Genomic DNA, 16,454 nt, shown 5'->3' with positions numbered 1-16,454 from the left:
ATCCTCCCCCGCGACGCGGGGGAGGTGGCCCAGAGGGCCGGAGGGGGCGAGCTGGCCCCTCGCCGTGTTCGCCCCCTCAGTCGCTCCGCGACAGCTCCCCCGCATCGCGGGGGAGCATCCTCGGCTCCCTTACGCCGCCCGCACCCGGGTGATCAGTTCCTCGTACTGGCTGGCCTTTTCCGCGCCCTCGAAGGCGCCGTACTCGCACTTGGCCATGACGTCGGCGGGCGGGAAGATGACCTTGTTGTTCTTGTAGTCGTCCGGCATCAGCGCCTTGGCCGCCGCGTTCGGGGTCGGATACAGGATCGTCTTGCTGATCTCGGCCCCGGCCTGCGCGTCCAGCAGGTAGTTGATGAAGGCGTGGGCGTTGTTGGGCCGCGGCGCGCCCTTCGGGATGCACAGGGTGTCGGAGTTGATCAGCGATCCCTCCTTCGGCACCACGAAGTCGAGGTCCGGGTCGTCCTTCATCACCTGGGCGATGTCGCCGTTGTATTCGAGGACCAGGTCCACCTCGCCCGAGGCCAGCAGGTCCTGGCCATTGTCGTCGTGGAAGGCCTTCACGAACGGCTTCTGCTTGATCAGCATCTGCTCGATCTTGGGCAGCATGTCCTCGGGGATGTTGTTGACCGAGTGGCCCAGGTACTTGGCGGTCAGCCGCACCAGGTCGGCGCTCTCGGACAGGAGGGCGATGCGGCCTTTGTACTTGTCGCTGTCGAACAGCCACTTCCAGCTGTCGGGCGCGCCCTGAACCTTGCTCTTGCGATAGCCGATGCCCAGCAGCAGCCAGGTGTAGGGCATCGAGTACTTGCGACCCGGGTCGAAGTCCGGATTCAGGAACGACGGGTCGATGTTCTTGATGTTCGGGATCTTGGCGTGATCCAGCGGCTCGAGCATGCCGGCCTGGCTCATGCGGGTCACGAACTCGTTCGACGGGACGATCACGTCAAAGCCGGGGTTGCCGGCCTTCAGCTTGGCGAACAGCTCGTCGTTGGTCGCGAACAGGCTCATGTTCACGTCGACGCCGGTGGCCTTCTTGAAATCGCCCAGCGTGGTTTCGCCGATATAGGTGTCCCAGTTGTAGAAGTTCAGCTTGGGCTCTTCGCCGCCGGGCGTGGCCTTGGGCTTCTCGCCGCAGGCGGTGAAGGTCAGGCCGATCGCGGCGGCGCCGGTGGCCGTCAGGAGCGAGCGGCGGTTCAGGCCCGCCTTTTGAAGTCCCCGCTGGGTGATCGTGCTCATCGTCTCGAAACTCCCCTATTCGCTTCGTTCAAGAGCGGGCGCGGCCCGCAGCCGAAATCACGCTACATCGCCGCGCCGTCAGGCGTTGCGCAGGTACCAATCGAAATCCAGTTCCGTGACCACCTCGAAGAAACGCGCCTGTTCCGTGCGCTTCACCGACACGAACATGTCCACGAAACGATCGCCGAGGTAGTCGCGCAGCACGTCCGACCGCTCGAACAGGTCGACCGCCGCGAACCAGTTGTTGGGCAGGCGGATGTTCTCCTTGGCCGCCGCCGCGTAGCCGTCGCCGACCACGGCCGGGCCGGGATCGAGCTTGTTCTTGATGCCGTGGTGGGCGCTGGCCAGCAGCACCGCCAGCACCAGGTACGGATTGCCGTCGGCGCCGGCCACGCGGTGCTCGACGTGGCGGGTCTTGGGCGGACCGGCGGGCACGCGCAGGCTGACGGTGCGGTTGTTGACGCCCCAGGTCGGCGCCACCGGCGCGTAGCTGTTGGCCTTGAAGCGGCGATAGCTGTTGGCGTTCGGCGCCAGGATCGCCATGCCCTCGCCCAGCAGCGCCTTCATGCCGCCGATCGCGTGCTTGAGCAGGTCCGAGCCCTCGAGGTCCTCGCTGGCGCAGAGGTTGTTTCCCGCCGCGTCGTTGACGCTGAGATGGACGTGGAAACCGTTGCCGGCCCGGTCGCTCCAGGGCTTGGCCATGAAGGTCGCCTCGCAGCCGTGGCGCAGAGCCACGCCCTTGGCCGCGCGCTTGTAAAGCACCGCGTCGTCGGCCGCGCGCAGGGCGTCGGGCTTGTGCATCAAAGTGAGCTCGACCTGGCCCGGCGCGAACTCCGAGATCGCGCCTTCCAAAGGAACGCCAATGGTGTCGGCCGTGTCCCACAGCTCGCGCAGGAACGGGGCATGGGCCTCCAGCTCGGGCAGGCCGTAGACTTGGATCCCCGTGGGCGCCATGCCGGTCAGGGCCGACTTGGCGGGCAGCAGCTCGCCGCGCGGGCCGCGCTGCAGGTCGACGAGATAGTATTCGAGTTCGCAGGCCGCGACCGGCGTCAGGCCGTCGGCGGCGTAGCGGTCCAGCACGCGTTGCAGCACGTGGCGCGGGTCCAGATCGTTGGGCGTCCCGTCCAGCTCGTACAGCGACAGCATCACCTGGGCGACGTCGGGGCCCAGCCATGGCGCCAGCGTCAGGGTCCCGGGCACGGGCCGCGCGCGGCGGTCGGCGTCGCCGTCTTCCCAGACGAGCCCTGTGTCCTCGCAGTCGGCGCCGGTGGTGTCGACCACCAGGATCGAGCCCGGCAGGAAGCGGCCGTAGCTGTAGATCGCCTCCAGCTCATGGACCCGCAGCCGCTTGCCGCGCGGCACGCCGGTCATGCTGGTGAAGAACACCTCCACGAACCGCACCTGCGGATTGGCGGCCAGGAAGTCCTGGCATTCCTTGAGGTCGGCGACCATCACCATGATCCCTCTCCCAGAGGGAGAGGGCGGGACCCGCGTCCACAGGACGTGGGGGGGCGAGGGGGTACAGCCTTTCCGGAAAAGTCAGGGCGCGAAACCGGTCGAGGGTGAAACCCCTCTCCCTCCCAAGGCTTCGCCTTGGGCCCCGCCCTCTCCCTCTGGGAGAGGGTTTCGAATATCGCGCCGCTCATCAGTTCATCTCCCCCATCTCCGCCGCGAAGCCGTCCACGGCCGCGACCAGCCGGTCGATCGCCGCGTCGTCGGTGACGGGCGAGACCAGCATCATGTTGTGGAAGGGCGCGATCAGCACCCCTCGGTTGATCAGCCACAGATGCAGCGCTTCCACGGCCTCGTGGTCCAGCACTTTTCGCATGTGGGCGGCGTTGCGGGGCGGCGGATCGGCGAAAACCAGCTCCACCCGCGCGCCGACATGGACGACGGACCAGGGCAGCCCGCGCGCCGCGATCACGCCGTTCAGCCCCGCCACCAGCCGCTCGGCGCCGGCCAGCATCTTGGCGTAGGCCGCGTCGGTCATCACTTCGGTCAGCATGGCGCGCATGGCGGCCATGGCCAGCGCATTGCCCGAGAGCGTGGTGCCGATGCCGGACTGGCCAGGCCCGATCCGCGCCTGGGCCTCGTCCATCCGCGCCGACAGCTCGGCGGTGACGCCCCAGACCGCGGCCGGCACCCCGCCGGCGATGGCCTTGCCCAGCACGAAGACGTCCGGCTCCAGGCCGTGGGCGCGGGTATAGCCGCCGGGGCCGGTCGAGATGGTGTGGGTCTCGTCGATGATCAGCAGGGTCCCGGCGTCGCGGGTCAGGCGGCGCAGGGCCGCGTGGAAGCCGGGCTCGGGCAGGATCATCCCGCAATTGGTCATCACCGGCTCGGCCAGGACGGCGGCGACCTGGTCCGAGGCCAGGGCCATCTCCAGCGCGGCGAGGTCGTTGAAAGGGACCACCCAAGTGGTCGCGGTCAGGTCATGGACCTGGCCCAAGAGGCCCGGCTTCATGACCGGCTCTGCTCCCCCTGGGCCGTCCTTCAACACCACGAAAGCGTCGTCGACCATGCCGTGATAGCAGCCGTCGAACACCAGGATCACGGGTCGGCCGGTGACCGCCCGCGCCCAGCGGATCGCCGCGCGGTTGGCGTCGCTGGCCGTCGTCGCCGTCTGCCACAGCGGCAGGCCGAAGCGCTGGGCCAGCAGCTTGCCGACGATGGCGGCGGAAGGCGTCGGCAGCATGAAGCCCGCGCCGCGCTTGATCTGGTCGGACACCGCCGCCGCGACGGACGGATCGCCGTGCCCGAACATCGACGGCGTGTCGCCCAGGCAGAAGTCGTCATAAAGCTTACCGTCGACGTCGGTGATCTGCGCCCCGACGCCCTGGGCGGCGAAGATCGGGCTGGGGCTGGCCCAGTCGTTCATCCAGTGCATCGGCGCCCCACCGCGCCAGTGCGCGGCCGCCGCCTTGGCCATGGCGACCGAGCGCGGATGCTCGGCCGTGAACCGCGCGCGTTCGGCGGCCAGCAGGTCGGATAGCGGACGGGCGGCGACGGCGGCTTGGCTCATCCAGCCACCCCGCCAAAGCACAGGTACTTGGTCTCCAGATACTCCTCGAGCCCCTCGGACGAGCCCTCGCGGCCCAGGCCGCTTTCCTTGACCCCGCCGAACGGCGCGACCTCGGTGGAGATCAGGCCTTCGTTGATGCCGACCATGCCAGCCTCGATCTTCTCGGCCACGCGCCAGCAGCGGGCGACGTCGCGGCTGTAGAAGTAGGACGCCAGGCCAAACGGCGTGGCGTTGGCCAGGTCGATGGCTTCCTGCTCGGTCTCGAACTTCACCACCGGCGCGACCGGACCGAAGATCTCCTCGTTGAAGAGGCGCATGGCGGGCGTCGCGCCCGACAGCACGGTCGGCTGGTAGAAGAGGCCGCCCAGGCTGTGACGATCGCCGCCGACCACCGCCTTGGCGCCGCCGGCCACGGCCTCGCGGACCAGGGCTTCCACCTTCTGGATGGCCTTCTCGTTGATCAGCGGACCGATCTGGACGCCCTCGCCCGTGCCTGCGCCCACCTTCATCGCCGCGACCTTTTCCGCGAGGCGCGCGACGAAGGCGTCGTGGATGCCCGACTGTACGATCAGCCGGTTGGCGCAGACGCAGGTCTGACCGGTATTGCGGTACTTGGAGGCGATCGCGCCGTCGACGGCGGCCTCCAGGTCGGCGTCGTCGAAGACGATGAAGGGCGCGTTGCCGCCCAGCTCCAGGGAGAGCTTCTTCATCGTGCCGGCGCACTGCTCGTACAGCACCTTGCCGATCGGGGTGGAGCCGGTGAACGACAGCTTCCGCACCCGGCCGTCGTCGCACAGCGTCTTGCCGACGGCGCTGGAGTGGGTGGTCGTCACCACGTTCAGCACGCCGGCTGGCACGCCCGCCTCGATCGCCAGGCGCGCGATGGCGAGAGCGCACAGCGGCGTCTCGGCCGCCGGCTTGACCACCACGGTGCAGCCCGAGGCCAGGGCCGGACCGACCTTGCGGGTGATCATGGCGATCGGGAAGTTCCACGGCGCGATCGCGGCGCAGACGCCGACCGGCTGCTTGATCGAGGCCAGCCGCTTGCCCGGCATCGGCGTGGGGATCGTGTGGCCGTAGGCGCGCTTGGCCTCCTCGGCGAACCAGTCGATGAACGCCGCGCCGTAGACGACCTCGCCCTTGGCCTCGGCCAGCGGCTTGCCCTGCTCGGCGGTCATCAGGCGGGCCAGATCGTCGGCGTGGGCGAGCATCAGGTCGCTCCACCTGCGCAGGATCGCCCCGCGCTCCTTGGCCGTCCGCGCGGCCCAGGCGGGGAAGGCGCGATGGGCGGCGTCGATGGCCAGCGTCGTCTCGTCCGCGCCCAGGTCGGCGACCTTGGCGATCACCGTTCCATCGGCGGGATTGAGCACGTCGAAGGTCTTGTCGCCCTGGACCCAGAGGCCATCGATGAAGGCTTCGGTTTCAACGAGATTGAGTGTCATGGAGGTCACCTCAGCGTCACGGACACCGACTTCAAGTCGGCGTACTTGTGCAACGCATGAAGGCTGCGGTCGCGGCCGAAGCCCGACTGCTTGAAGCCCCCGAACGGCATGGTGATGTCGCAGGCGTCCCAGCCGTTGACCCAGACCAGCCCCGCCTTCAGCCGCCGCGCGCCGCGCAGGGCGCGGTTGACGTCGGACGTCCACAGGCCCGCCGCCAGGCCATAGACCGTGTCGTTGGCCAGGGCGATCGCCTCGTCCGCGGTAGTGAAGCTCATCACCCCCAGCACAGGGCCGAACACCTCTTCGCGGGCCAGGGCATGGCTGGGCTGCAGGCGGTCGAAGATGGTCGGCTCGACATAGAAGCCGCCGGTCTCCTTCAGCACCTGGCCGCCGCCCAGCACCCGCCGCGCGCCCTGCGTTCCGGCGATGGCGATATAGCCGAGCGCGGTGTTCATCTGCCGCTCGCTGACCATGGCGCCGAACTGGGTCGAGGGATCCAGCGGATCGCCGACCTTCATGCCCTTGGCGACCTCGGCCACGCGCTCGACAAAGGCCTCCTTGATCGAGGCCTCGACCAGGAGGCGCGAGGCGGCGGTGCAGACCTCGCCCTGGTTATAGAACACGCCCCAGGCGGCGGACTGGGCGGCGGCTTCCAGGTCGGGACAGTCGGCGAAGACGATCTGGGGCGACTTGCCGCCCAGTTCCAGGCTGATCCGCTTCAGGTTTGAGCGGGCCGAATATTCCATCAGCTTGCGGCCGATTGGGCCCGAGCCGGTGAAGGCGATCATGTCGACCTCCATCGACAGGGCGAGCGCCTCGCCGGTCACCGCGCCGAAGCCGGGGACGACGTTGAGCACCCCGGCCGGGAGCCCCGCCTCAAGGGCCAGCGCCCCCAGCTTCAGGGCCGTCAGCGGCGACTCCTCGGCGGGCTTCAGCACCACCGAATTGCCCATGGCCAGGGCCGGGGCGACCTTCCACATCGCCATGTGCAGCGGGAAGTTCCACGGCACGATCGCCCCGATCACGCCCAGCGGCTCGTGGACGGCGTAGCTCAGGCGGTCGACCGGCGAGGCGCCGACCTCGCCATAGACCTTGTCCAGCGCCTCGGCGTACCAACGGCAGGTGTTGATCGCCAGCGGCACGTCGACATTGCGGGCGTCGCTGATCGGCTTGCCGACGTCGAGGCTTTCGAGCAGCGCCAGCTCGTCGGCGTCGCGCTCCATCAGCTCGGCCAGGCGGAACAGCACCGCCTTCTTGGCGCGCGGGCCCTGGTCGCGCCAGCGGCCGTCCTCGAAGGCCGTGCGGGCGGCGAACACCGCCAGGGCCACGTCCTCCTTCTGGCAGGCCGTGACCTTGTTCAGCAGCTTGCCGTCGCGCGGCGAGAGGTTGTCGAAGGTCTCGCCCGAGATCGCGTCGACGTGAGCGCCGTCGATCACCGCCTGGCTCGGAAGAGCAAGACGCGCCAGGCGCTCGGCGATGTCGGCGGGCAGGGTCATTGATCCCTCTTATTGTGATCACAGTTCGCGCGGGCTTGGCCGCTGTCAAGCCGGCGGCTCACGCGAGCGCCTCCACGGCCGCGCGCATCTTATCCATGCCTTCGGAAAGGTCAGCCGCGATAGCGCGGCGGGCGCCGTCGGCGTCCTTGGCCTTGAGGGCGGCGATGGCCTCGGCGTGGCGGTCGGCGGCCAGGCCATCGGCCCCCACCCGCCCGAACACCACCCGCATGAACGGCCCGACCTGCAGCCACAGGCCGCCGGCCATGGCCTCCAGCACCTCGGCCCCAGCCCGCTCGTAGATCGCGAAGTGGAAGGCGTGGTTGGCGGTCATGTAGCGGTCGACATCGCCCAGCCGCAGGGCCTCGTCGACATCGGCGTCGATGGCCTGCAACTGGCGAGCCAGGCTGGCGTCGGCGTTCAGCGCCGCCCGCGCCGCCAGCTCCGGCTCGACCCACAGGCGGGCCATCGCCAGCTGCTCCAGCCGGTCGGCGGTCAGCGAGGGAACCGACAGGCGCTTGTTGGCCGGATTGATCGCGAGAGCCCGCTCGGCCGCCAGCCGCCGCACCGCGTCGCGCACCGGCATCGGCGAGACGCCCAGCTCGGCGGCCAGGCTGCGCAGGGACACGCCCTTGCCCGGCGCGATGCGGCCGGTGATCAGGGCCTGGCGGATCGCCTCGTAGACCTGGTCATGCACGGCTGTCTGATCGGCGAGCGGCTTGCGGGTCTTCATCCCGGACTTTCCGTGAGGGGCTTGCAAGTTGGCGCGTAATTGCGATCACAATGCAAGCGCTACTCTCAGTGGCGCGCGTCCGGGCGGCGAACCGCACACACTTCGCCTGACGCGCTTGGAGGACCACCGCCATGCCCGACTTCGGCGCCAACGACCTCGACGCCTTCTGGATGCCGTTCACGCCGAACCGGCGGTTCAAGGCCCATCCGCGGATGCTCTCCTCGGCCAGCGGCATGTGGTACCGCACGCCGGAGGGCCGCGAGGTGCTGGACGCGACCTCGGGCCTCTGGTGCGTCAACGCCGGCCACGACCGCCCGAAAATCCGCGAGGCGATCCAGCGCCAAGCGGCCGAGATGGACTACGCGCCCTGCTTCAACATGGGCCACCCTCTGGCCTTCCAGTTCGCCTCGCGCCTGGCGCAGATCACCCCGGCGGGCCTCGATCGCATCTTCTTCACCAACTCAGGCTCGGAGTCGGTCGACACGGCGCTGAAGATCGCCCTGGCCTACCACCGCGCCCGGGGCAAGGGGACCAAGACCCGGCTGATCGGGCGCGAGCGCAGCTATCACGGCGTCGGCTTCGGCGGCATCTCGGTCGGCGGCATTCCGAAGAACCGCATGTACTTCGGCAGCCTGCTGACCGGCGTCGACCATTTGCCCCACACCCACGGCCTGCCCGGCAACACCTTCGCCAAGGGCCAGCCGGAGCACGGCGCGCATCTGGCCGACGAACTTGAGAAGATCGTCGCCCTGCACGACGCCTCCAACATCGCCGCGGTGATCGTCGAGCCGGTGGCCGGCTCCACCGGCGTGCTGATCCCGCCCAAGGGCTATCTGGAGCGCCTGCGGGCCATCTGCGACAAGCACGATATCCTGCTGATCTTCGACGAGGTGATCACCGGGTTCGGCCGCGTCTCAGCCCCCTTCGCAGCCGACCGCTTCGGGGTCACGCCCGACCTGATCTGCATGGCCAAGGGCCTGACCAACGCCGCCGTACCCTGCGGCGCGGTCGCCGCCTCCGGCCAGATCTACGACGCGATGATGGAGGGCGCGGACGCCCCGATCGAGCTCTTCCACGGCTACACCTATTCGGCCCACCCGCTGGCCTGCGCGGCGGGCCTGGCGACGCTGGAGACCTACCAGGAGGACGACCTCTTCGCCCGCGCCGCCGGCCTCGAGGGCTACTGGCGGGACGCCGTCCACGGCTTGGCGGACGCCCGCCACGTGATCGACGTCCGCAACCTGGGCCTCGTCGCCGGGATCGAGCTCGCCCCCCGCCCCGGCGCCCCGACCGCCCGGGCCATGGAGGTCTTCGAGACCTGCTTCGACGAAGGCCTGCTGATCCGCGTCACGGGCGACATCATCGCCCTGTCCCCGCCCCTGATCCTGGAGAAGGCCCACATCGACCGCATGGTCGAGACGATCCGGACGGTGCTGGGACGGGTGGACTAGGGCTTGGGGGCAGACGGCCGCTTGACCGCCCCCTTGCAGGGCACGTCGCTGGCCGTCCAGTCGAAGTCATAGGTGGCGGGCACGGTCTCGCCGTCGCCGACGAACGGCTTTTTTCCGGTCGGGTCGTAGTAGATCACGCCCATGCTGTTGTCGAAGCTGGCGATGCGGGCGTTGTCGCGCTGGGCGGTGGCCGCGTCGATCTCGGGCTGCTCGACCCGCGAGCCGCGAACCATGCGAATAGCCCCGTCCCTCAGCTCCCACGCGCGATAGTAATTCCTGCCGAAAAGGCGCGTGTCGTAGCTCGCCTTCGACGACCACTGCCGGGGCTGCGTCGAAAGCGGCGTCCGCACCGTCGTGACGTGGCACTCATACTCAGGGGCCATGTAGAACGGGACGTCCTTGCTCTTATCGTCGGCGCGAATCCTCCGCTCCGGAGGGCTGAAGCCGCCGCCGGGCAGCACCAGCGACCGGGCGCCGCTGCCCTCGTTCTCCCAGTCGACGGTCCCCGTGCCGCTGATCGTCAGGATGCTGGCCTGGGCCTTCTCGTCATAGCGCCATCGCACGTCGTCGATCGTCTGCCAGGTCTCCCCGACCGCGCGCTGGCGGAAGGCGTCCAGCAGCTGCCCGGAGGTCACGGTCGAGAACTGCAGCTGCTCCTGCAGGCCCGCCACGCCGCGGACGATCCGCGTCGATACGATGCGCGCCGGCTTGTCGAAGCCGCCCCGCGCGTCGATCTCGAACAGGTTGACCTCGTCGGGCGTCGCGAGGTCCCGGGGCGGCAGCCGCTCCAGGGGGCTGCCCTTGACCGTCAGCGGCAGGCTCCAATCGACCGCGAACACGGGCCGGTCGCTGGGGCGCGCCACCGGCGGCAGCGTTCCATCCAGCCAGTAGGTCACGCCATCGATCCGCGCCCGGACAAGGACGTGATCGAAGAACTGCGGGATCGGGAGATGCTGGTCCAGCCCGTCATCGCCGCTCGAGTTGATCAGGACCGGCTCGGCCTCGACGCCCAGCTCGCGCAGCAGCGCCAGCAGCAGAACGGTCTTGCCCTTGCAGTCTCCATAGCGCCGCTGCCAGGTCTGGTCGGCGGAGACGGGCGTCAGGTTGCCGGCGTTGAGGCCCACATAGATGTATCGAACGTCCTGCTGGACCAGCTTCAGCGCGGCGCGCGCGCGGTCGAGCGGCGCGGTCTGGGCCTTCGCGATGCGGTCCGCCTCCTGCTTGACGGCCGAGCCCGGCGCCAGCGTCGCCGCCTTCGCATAGAGGGGCGCGAAGTAGCGCGAAAGCGCGGCCCAGTCGGCGAAGTCCGTGAACTCTACGGAGCGGCGCCAATTGTATCGGGCCGGCGCGTCCTTGGGGACGGACAGCGTCGGGGGATTGTCGAAGCGGAAGTCCAGGGCGCGCTCGCCCTTGACCATCGCCGGGGTCATGTCCGGCGTCATCTTCAGGAGGGGCTCGTGACCCTCGTCCCAGCTCAGACCCACCTGGTAGCGTCCCGGCGAGGGGCTGGGCGAGATGAACAGCAGGCCCGCCTCGTTGCGGCCCATGGTGGGGTCATCGACGAACGTCGTGAGCTCGACCTCGAGCTCGTCCCCCACGCGAAGGTCCGGCGTCCGGAGCACCGCCGTCAGCGTTCCGTCGAGCTTGGCCTGCTCGAGCTGGTCCTCGCGGCGCAGGACCTCGAAAGACGTCTGCTTCAGCACGTCCGAGACCTGGCCGTCGCGGATCAGATGAATCTTGTGCACCACGGGCGCGCCGGCCTGGGGATTCCACGCGATAGAGATATTGCCGAGCTCCAGGGCCACCGACTGCAGGATCTTGATCCGATAGCCCAGATACTGCTGCTGCCCCTGCGGGCCGAGGTGAACCTTCAGGTCTTGGCGCCGAATGAAGACCGGACCGTCGGGACTGTCTGGCGTCGGCAGCAGGTCCGATGGCTTGACCCAGTCGGGGGCAGGCCCCCGTCGGATCTGGTCGGATTGCGCGTGCGCCGAATTTGCGGCGAGCACGGACGTCAACATCAACACCAGTAAGCGCAAGCCAGTCTCCCCGATCTCGCGCTATTGTGGCGATAACAACCTCCGGTTCAAGTCGGCGAGACCCCTTTTTCAGTTCGCCGTGACGCCGCTCTAAACCCGACCTCAACCCTTCTGCCCCATCCTGTCCGATCGCGGTGGAGATCGGACGTGACCCAAGGGTGCAGCGGCTGTCGGGACGGCCAGGATTTCGAGACGCCCTTTTCCATGGCGTTCCAGCCGATCGTCGACGTCTCGACGGGCCAGGTGTTCGCCCATGAGGCCCTGGTGCGCGGCGTCGGCGGCGAGGGCGCGGGCTCGGTGCTGTCTACGGTGTCCGAGCACAATCGCTACGTCTTCGACCAGCAGTGCCGGGTGAAGGCGATCGAGCTGGCGACCAGTCTGGGCCTGGCCCAAAGCGGCGCGCATCTGTCGATCAACTTCATGCCCAACGCGGTGTACGAGCCTCGGGCCTGCATCCGCCTGACCCTGGCGACGGCGATGCGCACGGGCTTTCCGCTGGACAAGCTGATCTTCGAGTTCACCGAGAACGAGCCGCTCGACACCCAGCACGTACTGGACATCCTGCGCACCTATCGCGCCATGGGCTTCAAGACCGCGATCGACGACTTCGGCGCCGGCTTCGCGGGGCTGAACCTTTTGGCCAAGTACCAGCCCGACATCGTCAAGCTCGATATGGAGCTGATCCGCGATATCGACCGCGACCGCGCCAAGCGGTCGATCGTCTCGCACCTGCTGGCCATGCTGAAGGATCTCGACATCACCGCCGTCTGCGAGGGCGTCGAGACCGTCGAGGAGCTGACGGTCCTGCGCGACCTGGGCGTTGATCTGGTCCAGGGCTACGTGCTGGCCCGCCCCGTGTTCGAGGGCCTGGCCGTCCCCGCCCCTATCCCCTCGGCCGATACGCCATCGCCACGTCGCAGCGCTCATAGCGCGCCCCGAAGGTCCGCATGATCTGGGCGTCGTGGACGAAGCCCAGCTTCTCGTAGAGGTGGATGGCCGCCGCGCACTTTCGATTGGTCAGCAGATAGACCTTGTCCATGCCGAGGCTCGCGGCCCGCTCCAGGGTCTTGGCCAGCAGGAACTCGCCGACCTTCAGGCCCCGGGCGCTCTTCAGAACGCCCATCTTGGTCAGCTCGACCCAGCCGTCCTTGGAGACCATAAGGGCGCAGGTCCCGACCACGCCCAGCTCGGGGGTTTCGGCGAACAGCACCACCCCGCCCTTGTCCAGGATCAGCTCGCGCGGCCGTGACAGCAGGGCGACGTCGTTCTCCTCGAGGGTGAACATGTCCTCGATCCACTCGGCGTTGATCCGATGGAAGGCCTCGGCGAGGTCGTCGGAGAAGTCGCGGGCCCACATCGTCGGCGGGCCGGCGGCCTCGATCCGCCTCAGCAGCGAGGCCTCTGCCAAGCGCTGCTCGACCTTGGCCAGCCCCTGCATGAGGTCGCCGTCCAGCCCCGCGACCAGCGCCGCGGCCGCCGGCTCGATGCGCGGCAGAAGCTGCGTCTGGATGCGGACCAGCAGGGCCTGCCCCTTGTCCGTCAGGGCCAGCCGCCGCGTGCGGCCGTCGCCCGGCGCGCGGCGAGTCTCGACGAAGCCGTCGTCCTCCAGGCTTTTCAGCGCCCGCGTCACGGTGGGCTGGGCCAGTTGCAGGCGCTCCGCCAGCTCGCCGACGGCGATCGGACCATGCAGGCGGATGGTCAGCAGCAGGGACATCTGGGCCGGCTGCACCGGCAGGTCCAGAGACCGCGCCACCTCAGCCGCGTCGGCCTGCATCCGCTCGGCCAGGCGCTTGAGCCGGCTGCCCAGAAACCCCACGCCATAGCCCGCCAGAAGATCCATGCCGCCCTCCATTCATAGCGCGCTATATAGCTAGCTATGAATGCGCCTCGCGCGCAAGAGAGATGTCACATCTTGAACGGCGGGATGACGACGCAGCGCACCTCGTCCTGGATCACCGTGACCGCCGCCGGGCGCGCGCCCAGGTCGAAGAACCATTCGCGCCCGCCCTGCGCCACGGCCAGATAGGTCGGCGCGTCGAACTTGCACACCTGGTAGCGGACCTTGGCGCCGCCGACCTCGTCGACCAGGTGCGTGCAGGTCATCGCCCCGCCGGCGCGCCGGTACAGCGTCTCGTCATAGGGCGTGACCTGCGGATAGCGGCCCAGGCCTCGGAAGACCTTCGGATCCAGCGGCGCGCAAGGCGGTCCGTCGACGCGCCAGAACGCATCCCGCCTGGCTTGTTCGGCGCGATCTCGGCGCGCGATGATCTCGGCGCCCAAGGCGACGAAGGCCACCAAACCGACGGCGATCGCCGCCCAACGCCAGAGACGGCGACCGCGACCTTCGCGCGAGGGTCCGCCGACCGAGACTTGATCCGTCGCCATACCGAAACTCACATCTGTAATTTGAGTCTACAGACGTAAATCAAGATGGCACCCCTGTCACCTCCCCCAAACGCCACCTGCCCCCGGCGAGGGCGGAAGGCGCCCTTCTTCCCCCTCCGGGGGAGGAGGGCCGTAGGCCCGGAGGGGGCAAGTGAGCAAGCTCATCCCCCCTTTTGCTCCCCCGCCCGGTTTCCGCTAGAAGCCGCGCCATGTCGCACAACACCTTCGGTCACCTGTTCCGCGTCACCACCTGGGGCGAGAGCCATGGGCCCGCGCTGGGCTGCGTGGTCGACGGGTGCCCGCCCGGGATCGAGCTGACGGCCGAGATGATCCAGGCGTTTCTCGATAAGCGCCGGCCGGGCAGCGGCAAGTTCGTGACCCAGCGCCAGGAGCCGGACGCCGTGCGCATCCTGTCGGGCGTGTTCGAGGACGAGCGCAGCAACGGCCAGCGCACGACGGGAACGCCGATCAGCCTGATGATCGAGAACACCGACCAGCGCTCGAAGGACTATTCCGAGATCGCCCAGGCCTTCCGCCCGGGCCACGCCGACTACGCCTATTTCGCCAAGTACGGCGTCCGCGACTATCGCGGCGGCGGCCGCAGCTCGGCCCGCGAGACCGCCGCGCGGGTGGCGGCCGGCGCGATCGCGCGTCTCGTCATCCCCGGCGTGACGGTCCGCGCGGCCCTGACCCAGATCGGCCCGCACGCGATCAACCGCGACAACTGGGACTGGGATCAGGTCGAGCAGAACCCCTATTGGTCGCCCGACGCGGCCATCGCGCCCGTCTGGGAAGAGCATCTGGAGAAAATCCGCAAGGCCGGCTCGTCGACCGGCGCGATCGTCGAGGTCGAGGCGATCGGCGTCCCGGCCGGCTGGGGCGCGCCGCTCTACGGCAAGCTGGACGCGGAACTCGCCGCCGCCCTGATGTCGATCAACGCCGCCAAGGGGGTCGAGATCGGCGAGGGCTTCGCCAGCGCCGCCCTGACCGGCGAGGACAACGCCGACGCCATGCGCCGGGGCCCCGACGGCCAGCCGATGTTCCTGTCCAATCACGCGGGCGGCGTCCTGGGCGGCATCTCGACGGGCCAACCGGTCGTGGCGCGCGTGGCCTTCAAGCCGACATCCTCGATCCTGATCCCCCGCCAGACCCTCAACGAGGCGGGCGAGGAAATCGACCTGCGCACCAAGGGTCGCCATGACCCGTGCGTGGGGATTCGCGGCGTGCCGGTGGTCGAGGCCATGACCGCCTGCGTGCTGGCCGACGCCTTCCTGCGCCATCGGGCTCAAACCGGAGGTTGAATTTCACGCATGACGTGTGAGTGCGTTTCAACCCAACATCGGCCCAGCAACTAAAATTGCTATTTTCATTGTAATGAAAAAGCTTTTTGGTTGACCAACGTTATTACAAGCCGGTAACGCTCGCCCAATAGGGGAGTGGATGTCGTGCGGTTCGAGCTGCTGAAAATCCTGCTGGTCGACGACAACCAGCACATGCGCATTCTGCTCATGGAGATCCTGAGGGCCGTCGGCGTCCGCCACGTCTTCGAGGCGACCGATGGCGTCGAGGCGCTGGCCGTGATGCGCCAGACCGCCATCGATGTGGTGATCACCGACCTCTCGATGGGCCCGCTGGATGGCCTGCACTTCGTCCAGCTTCTGCGTCGCGCGCCCGAGAGCCCCAATCCCTACACCCCCGTGATCATGATCACCGGCCACTCGACCGAGCGGCGGGTCAACGAGGCCTGCGACGTCGGCGTCAACGAGTTCCTGGCCAAGCCCGTCACGGCGCGGGCGGTGATCGACCGCCTGACCCAGCTGATCGAGAATCCGCGCCCGTTCGTGCGCAGCGGCAATTATTTCGGCCCCGACCGCCGCCGCCGCGACAGCCCGCGCCACCCGGGTCCGTGGCGGCGCGGGGAAGAGAACCGCTCGACCTATGTGGACGCGCCGGCGGAAACGAAGTTCAATCCCAGGGCGTAAACGCGCGCTCGGAGCCTCGCCATGCTTGCTTCCTGGACGCTCGCCCTGCTGTCCGCCGCCACCCTGGCCACCACCACCCCTGCTCCTAATGGTCCAGCCAACCCGCCCGCCAATCGGGCCGAGGCGCTGAGCCGCTATGGCGCGCCCGCCGCCCGCGCTGCGACCAGCGAGGGCGGCGAACGCCTGCGCTGGGTGAAGGCCGAGGAGAGCATCCTGTCGGGCCTTTACGTGACGACGATCGAGGTCGATCGGGACGGCAAGGTCTTGCGCCTGGAGCGCTCGGTGCTTCACCCCGCCAACCGCACGGGCTACTGAACGGACCCGCGCCATCCGACGCCCACAATTCAGAGGCATAGGGGCGGGAACGATGCGCCTTGCATCCGAGTGAGCCCGTCCATGCCCCTTCGCCGCCTCGCGCCCGTCGCCGTTCTTTTGATCTCGATCGCCGCGTCCCAGACCGGATGCGTCGCCGCGGCGGTGGCCGGCACGGCGATCGGCGTCACGGGCGCGGTCGTCGGCGGCGCGGCCAAGGTCGGCGGCAAGGCCGTGGGCGCCGCCGGTCGCGCGGTCATCCCCGGCGACAGCCGCGAGGACAAGGACGAGCGGTAAGGCCTCTAAATCCTCCCCCTAGCGGGGGAGGTGTCGGCTCGAAGAGACGACGGAGGGGGAAG

15 protein-coding genes are annotated in these 16,454 nt (G+C 68.8%); 6 read left to right on the top strand and 9 right to left on the bottom strand.

From position 1 onward, the window contains the following. Positions 1 to 129: 129 nt before the first annotated feature. The 6 genes from AX690_RS04535 to AX690_RS04510 all read right to left on the bottom strand — a co-directional run bounded on the left by AX690_RS04535 (position 130) and on the right by AX690_RS04510 (position 7,926). Positions 130 to 1,236, bottom strand: coding sequence for a PotD/PotF family extracellular solute-binding protein (locus tag AX690_RS04535; RefSeq protein WP_066680518.1), 1,107 nt, complete (start codon positions 1,234 to 1,236; stop codon positions 130 to 132). A gap of 78 nt (positions 1,237 to 1,314) precedes the next feature. Next, the gene (locus tag AX690_RS04530; protein ID WP_066680520.1) at positions 1,315 to 2,697 is read right to left on the bottom strand and encodes a glutamine synthetase family protein; all 1,383 of its coding nucleotides are present in this window, start codon (positions 2,695 to 2,697) and stop codon (positions 1,315 to 1,317) included. A 184-nt stretch (positions 2,698 to 2,881) separates the two neighbouring features. Further along, complete coding sequence (locus AX690_RS04525; protein ID WP_066680522.1) at positions 2,882 to 4,258, bottom strand: aspartate aminotransferase family protein; 1,377 nt, start codon at positions 4,256 to 4,258, stop codon at positions 2,882 to 2,884. Beyond that, positions 4,255 to 5,709, bottom strand: coding sequence for an NAD-dependent succinate-semialdehyde dehydrogenase (locus tag AX690_RS04520; protein WP_197426781.1), 1,455 nt, complete (start codon positions 5,707 to 5,709; stop codon positions 4,255 to 4,257). The genes AX690_RS04525 and AX690_RS04520 overlap by 4 nt, the downstream gene beginning before the upstream one ends. Then, positions 5,706 to 7,196, bottom strand: a complete 1,491-nt coding sequence (locus AX690_RS04515; RefSeq protein ID WP_066680526.1) for an aldehyde dehydrogenase — start codon at positions 7,194 to 7,196, stop codon at positions 5,706 to 5,708. The genes AX690_RS04520 and AX690_RS04515 overlap by 4 nt, the downstream gene beginning before the upstream one ends. Positions 7,197 to 7,254: 58 nt before the next feature. After that, positions 7,255 to 7,926, bottom strand: a complete 672-nt coding sequence (locus AX690_RS04510) for a GntR family transcriptional regulator (protein WP_066680528.1) — start codon at positions 7,924 to 7,926, stop codon at positions 7,255 to 7,257. Between the two features lie 131 nt (positions 7,927 to 8,057). Between AX690_RS04510 and AX690_RS04505 the strand changes: the two genes are divergently transcribed. Further along, the gene (locus AX690_RS04505; protein WP_066680530.1) at positions 8,058 to 9,377 is read left to right on the top strand and encodes an aspartate aminotransferase family protein; all 1,320 of its coding nucleotides are present in this window, start codon (positions 8,058 to 8,060) and stop codon (positions 9,375 to 9,377) included. Here AX690_RS04505 and AX690_RS04500 read toward each other — a convergent pair. Further along, positions 9,374 to 11,398 carry a DUF3857 domain-containing protein gene (locus AX690_RS04500; protein WP_082769501.1) on the bottom strand — a complete coding sequence of 675 codons (2,025 nt, stop codon included), beginning with the start codon at positions 11,396 to 11,398 and terminating at the stop codon, positions 9,374 to 9,376. The genes AX690_RS04505 and AX690_RS04500 overlap by 4 nt on opposite strands. 222 nt (positions 11,399 to 11,620) lie before the next feature. Here AX690_RS04500 and AX690_RS04495 point away from each other — a divergent pair, with 222 nt between their 5' ends. Continuing rightward, positions 11,621 to 12,367 carry an EAL domain-containing protein gene (locus AX690_RS04495; RefSeq protein WP_066680532.1) on the top strand — a complete coding sequence of 249 codons (747 nt, stop codon included), beginning with the start codon at positions 11,621 to 11,623 and terminating at the stop codon, positions 12,365 to 12,367. On the opposite strand, the gene AX690_RS04490 is transcribed toward AX690_RS04495, so the two are convergent. Together AX690_RS04490 and AX690_RS04485 are read right to left on the bottom strand one after the other, a co-directional pair. After that, positions 12,300 to 13,256, bottom strand: a complete 957-nt coding sequence (locus tag AX690_RS04490) for a GNAT family N-acetyltransferase (RefSeq protein WP_066680533.1) — start codon at positions 13,254 to 13,256, stop codon at positions 12,300 to 12,302. The genes AX690_RS04495 and AX690_RS04490 overlap by 68 nt on opposite strands. Before the next feature lie 65 nt (positions 13,257 to 13,321). Continuing rightward, positions 13,322 to 13,801 (bottom strand): hypothetical protein, encoded by a 480-nt coding sequence (locus tag AX690_RS04485; RefSeq protein WP_066680534.1) that lies wholly within the window; start codon positions 13,799 to 13,801, stop codon positions 13,322 to 13,324. 209 nt (positions 13,802 to 14,010) lie between these two features. Here AX690_RS04485 and aroC point away from each other — a divergent pair, with 209 nt between their 5' ends. The 4 genes from aroC to AX690_RS04465 all read left to right on the top strand — a co-directional run bounded on the left by aroC (position 14,011) and on the right by AX690_RS04465 (position 16,392). Next, positions 14,011 to 15,102, top strand: a complete 1,092-nt coding sequence (gene aroC, locus AX690_RS04480) for a chorismate synthase (RefSeq protein WP_066680536.1) — start codon at positions 14,011 to 14,013, stop codon at positions 15,100 to 15,102. Between the two features lie 144 nt (positions 15,103 to 15,246). Further along, positions 15,247 to 15,783, top strand: coding sequence for a response regulator (locus AX690_RS04475; RefSeq protein WP_066680546.1), 537 nt, complete (start codon positions 15,247 to 15,249; stop codon positions 15,781 to 15,783). Between the two features lie 21 nt (positions 15,784 to 15,804). Further along, on the top strand, positions 15,805 to 16,098 hold the full coding sequence (locus AX690_RS04470; protein ID WP_066680537.1) for a hypothetical protein: 294 nt from the start codon (positions 15,805 to 15,807) through the stop codon (positions 16,096 to 16,098). Positions 16,099 to 16,179: 81 nt separating this feature from the next. Further along, the gene (locus tag AX690_RS04465; RefSeq protein ID WP_066680538.1) at positions 16,180 to 16,392 is read left to right on the top strand and encodes a hypothetical protein; all 213 of its coding nucleotides are present in this window, start codon (positions 16,180 to 16,182) and stop codon (positions 16,390 to 16,392) included. Positions 16,393 to 16,454 lie beyond the last annotated feature (62 nt).

The sequence above is a fragment of the Caulobacter sp. CCH9-E1 genome, assembly GCF_001556515.1.
Taxonomy (GTDB): Bacteria; Pseudomonadota; Alphaproteobacteria; order Caulobacterales; family Caulobacteraceae; genus Caulobacter.
This window is presented reverse-complemented; position numbering and strand designations above follow the sequence as displayed.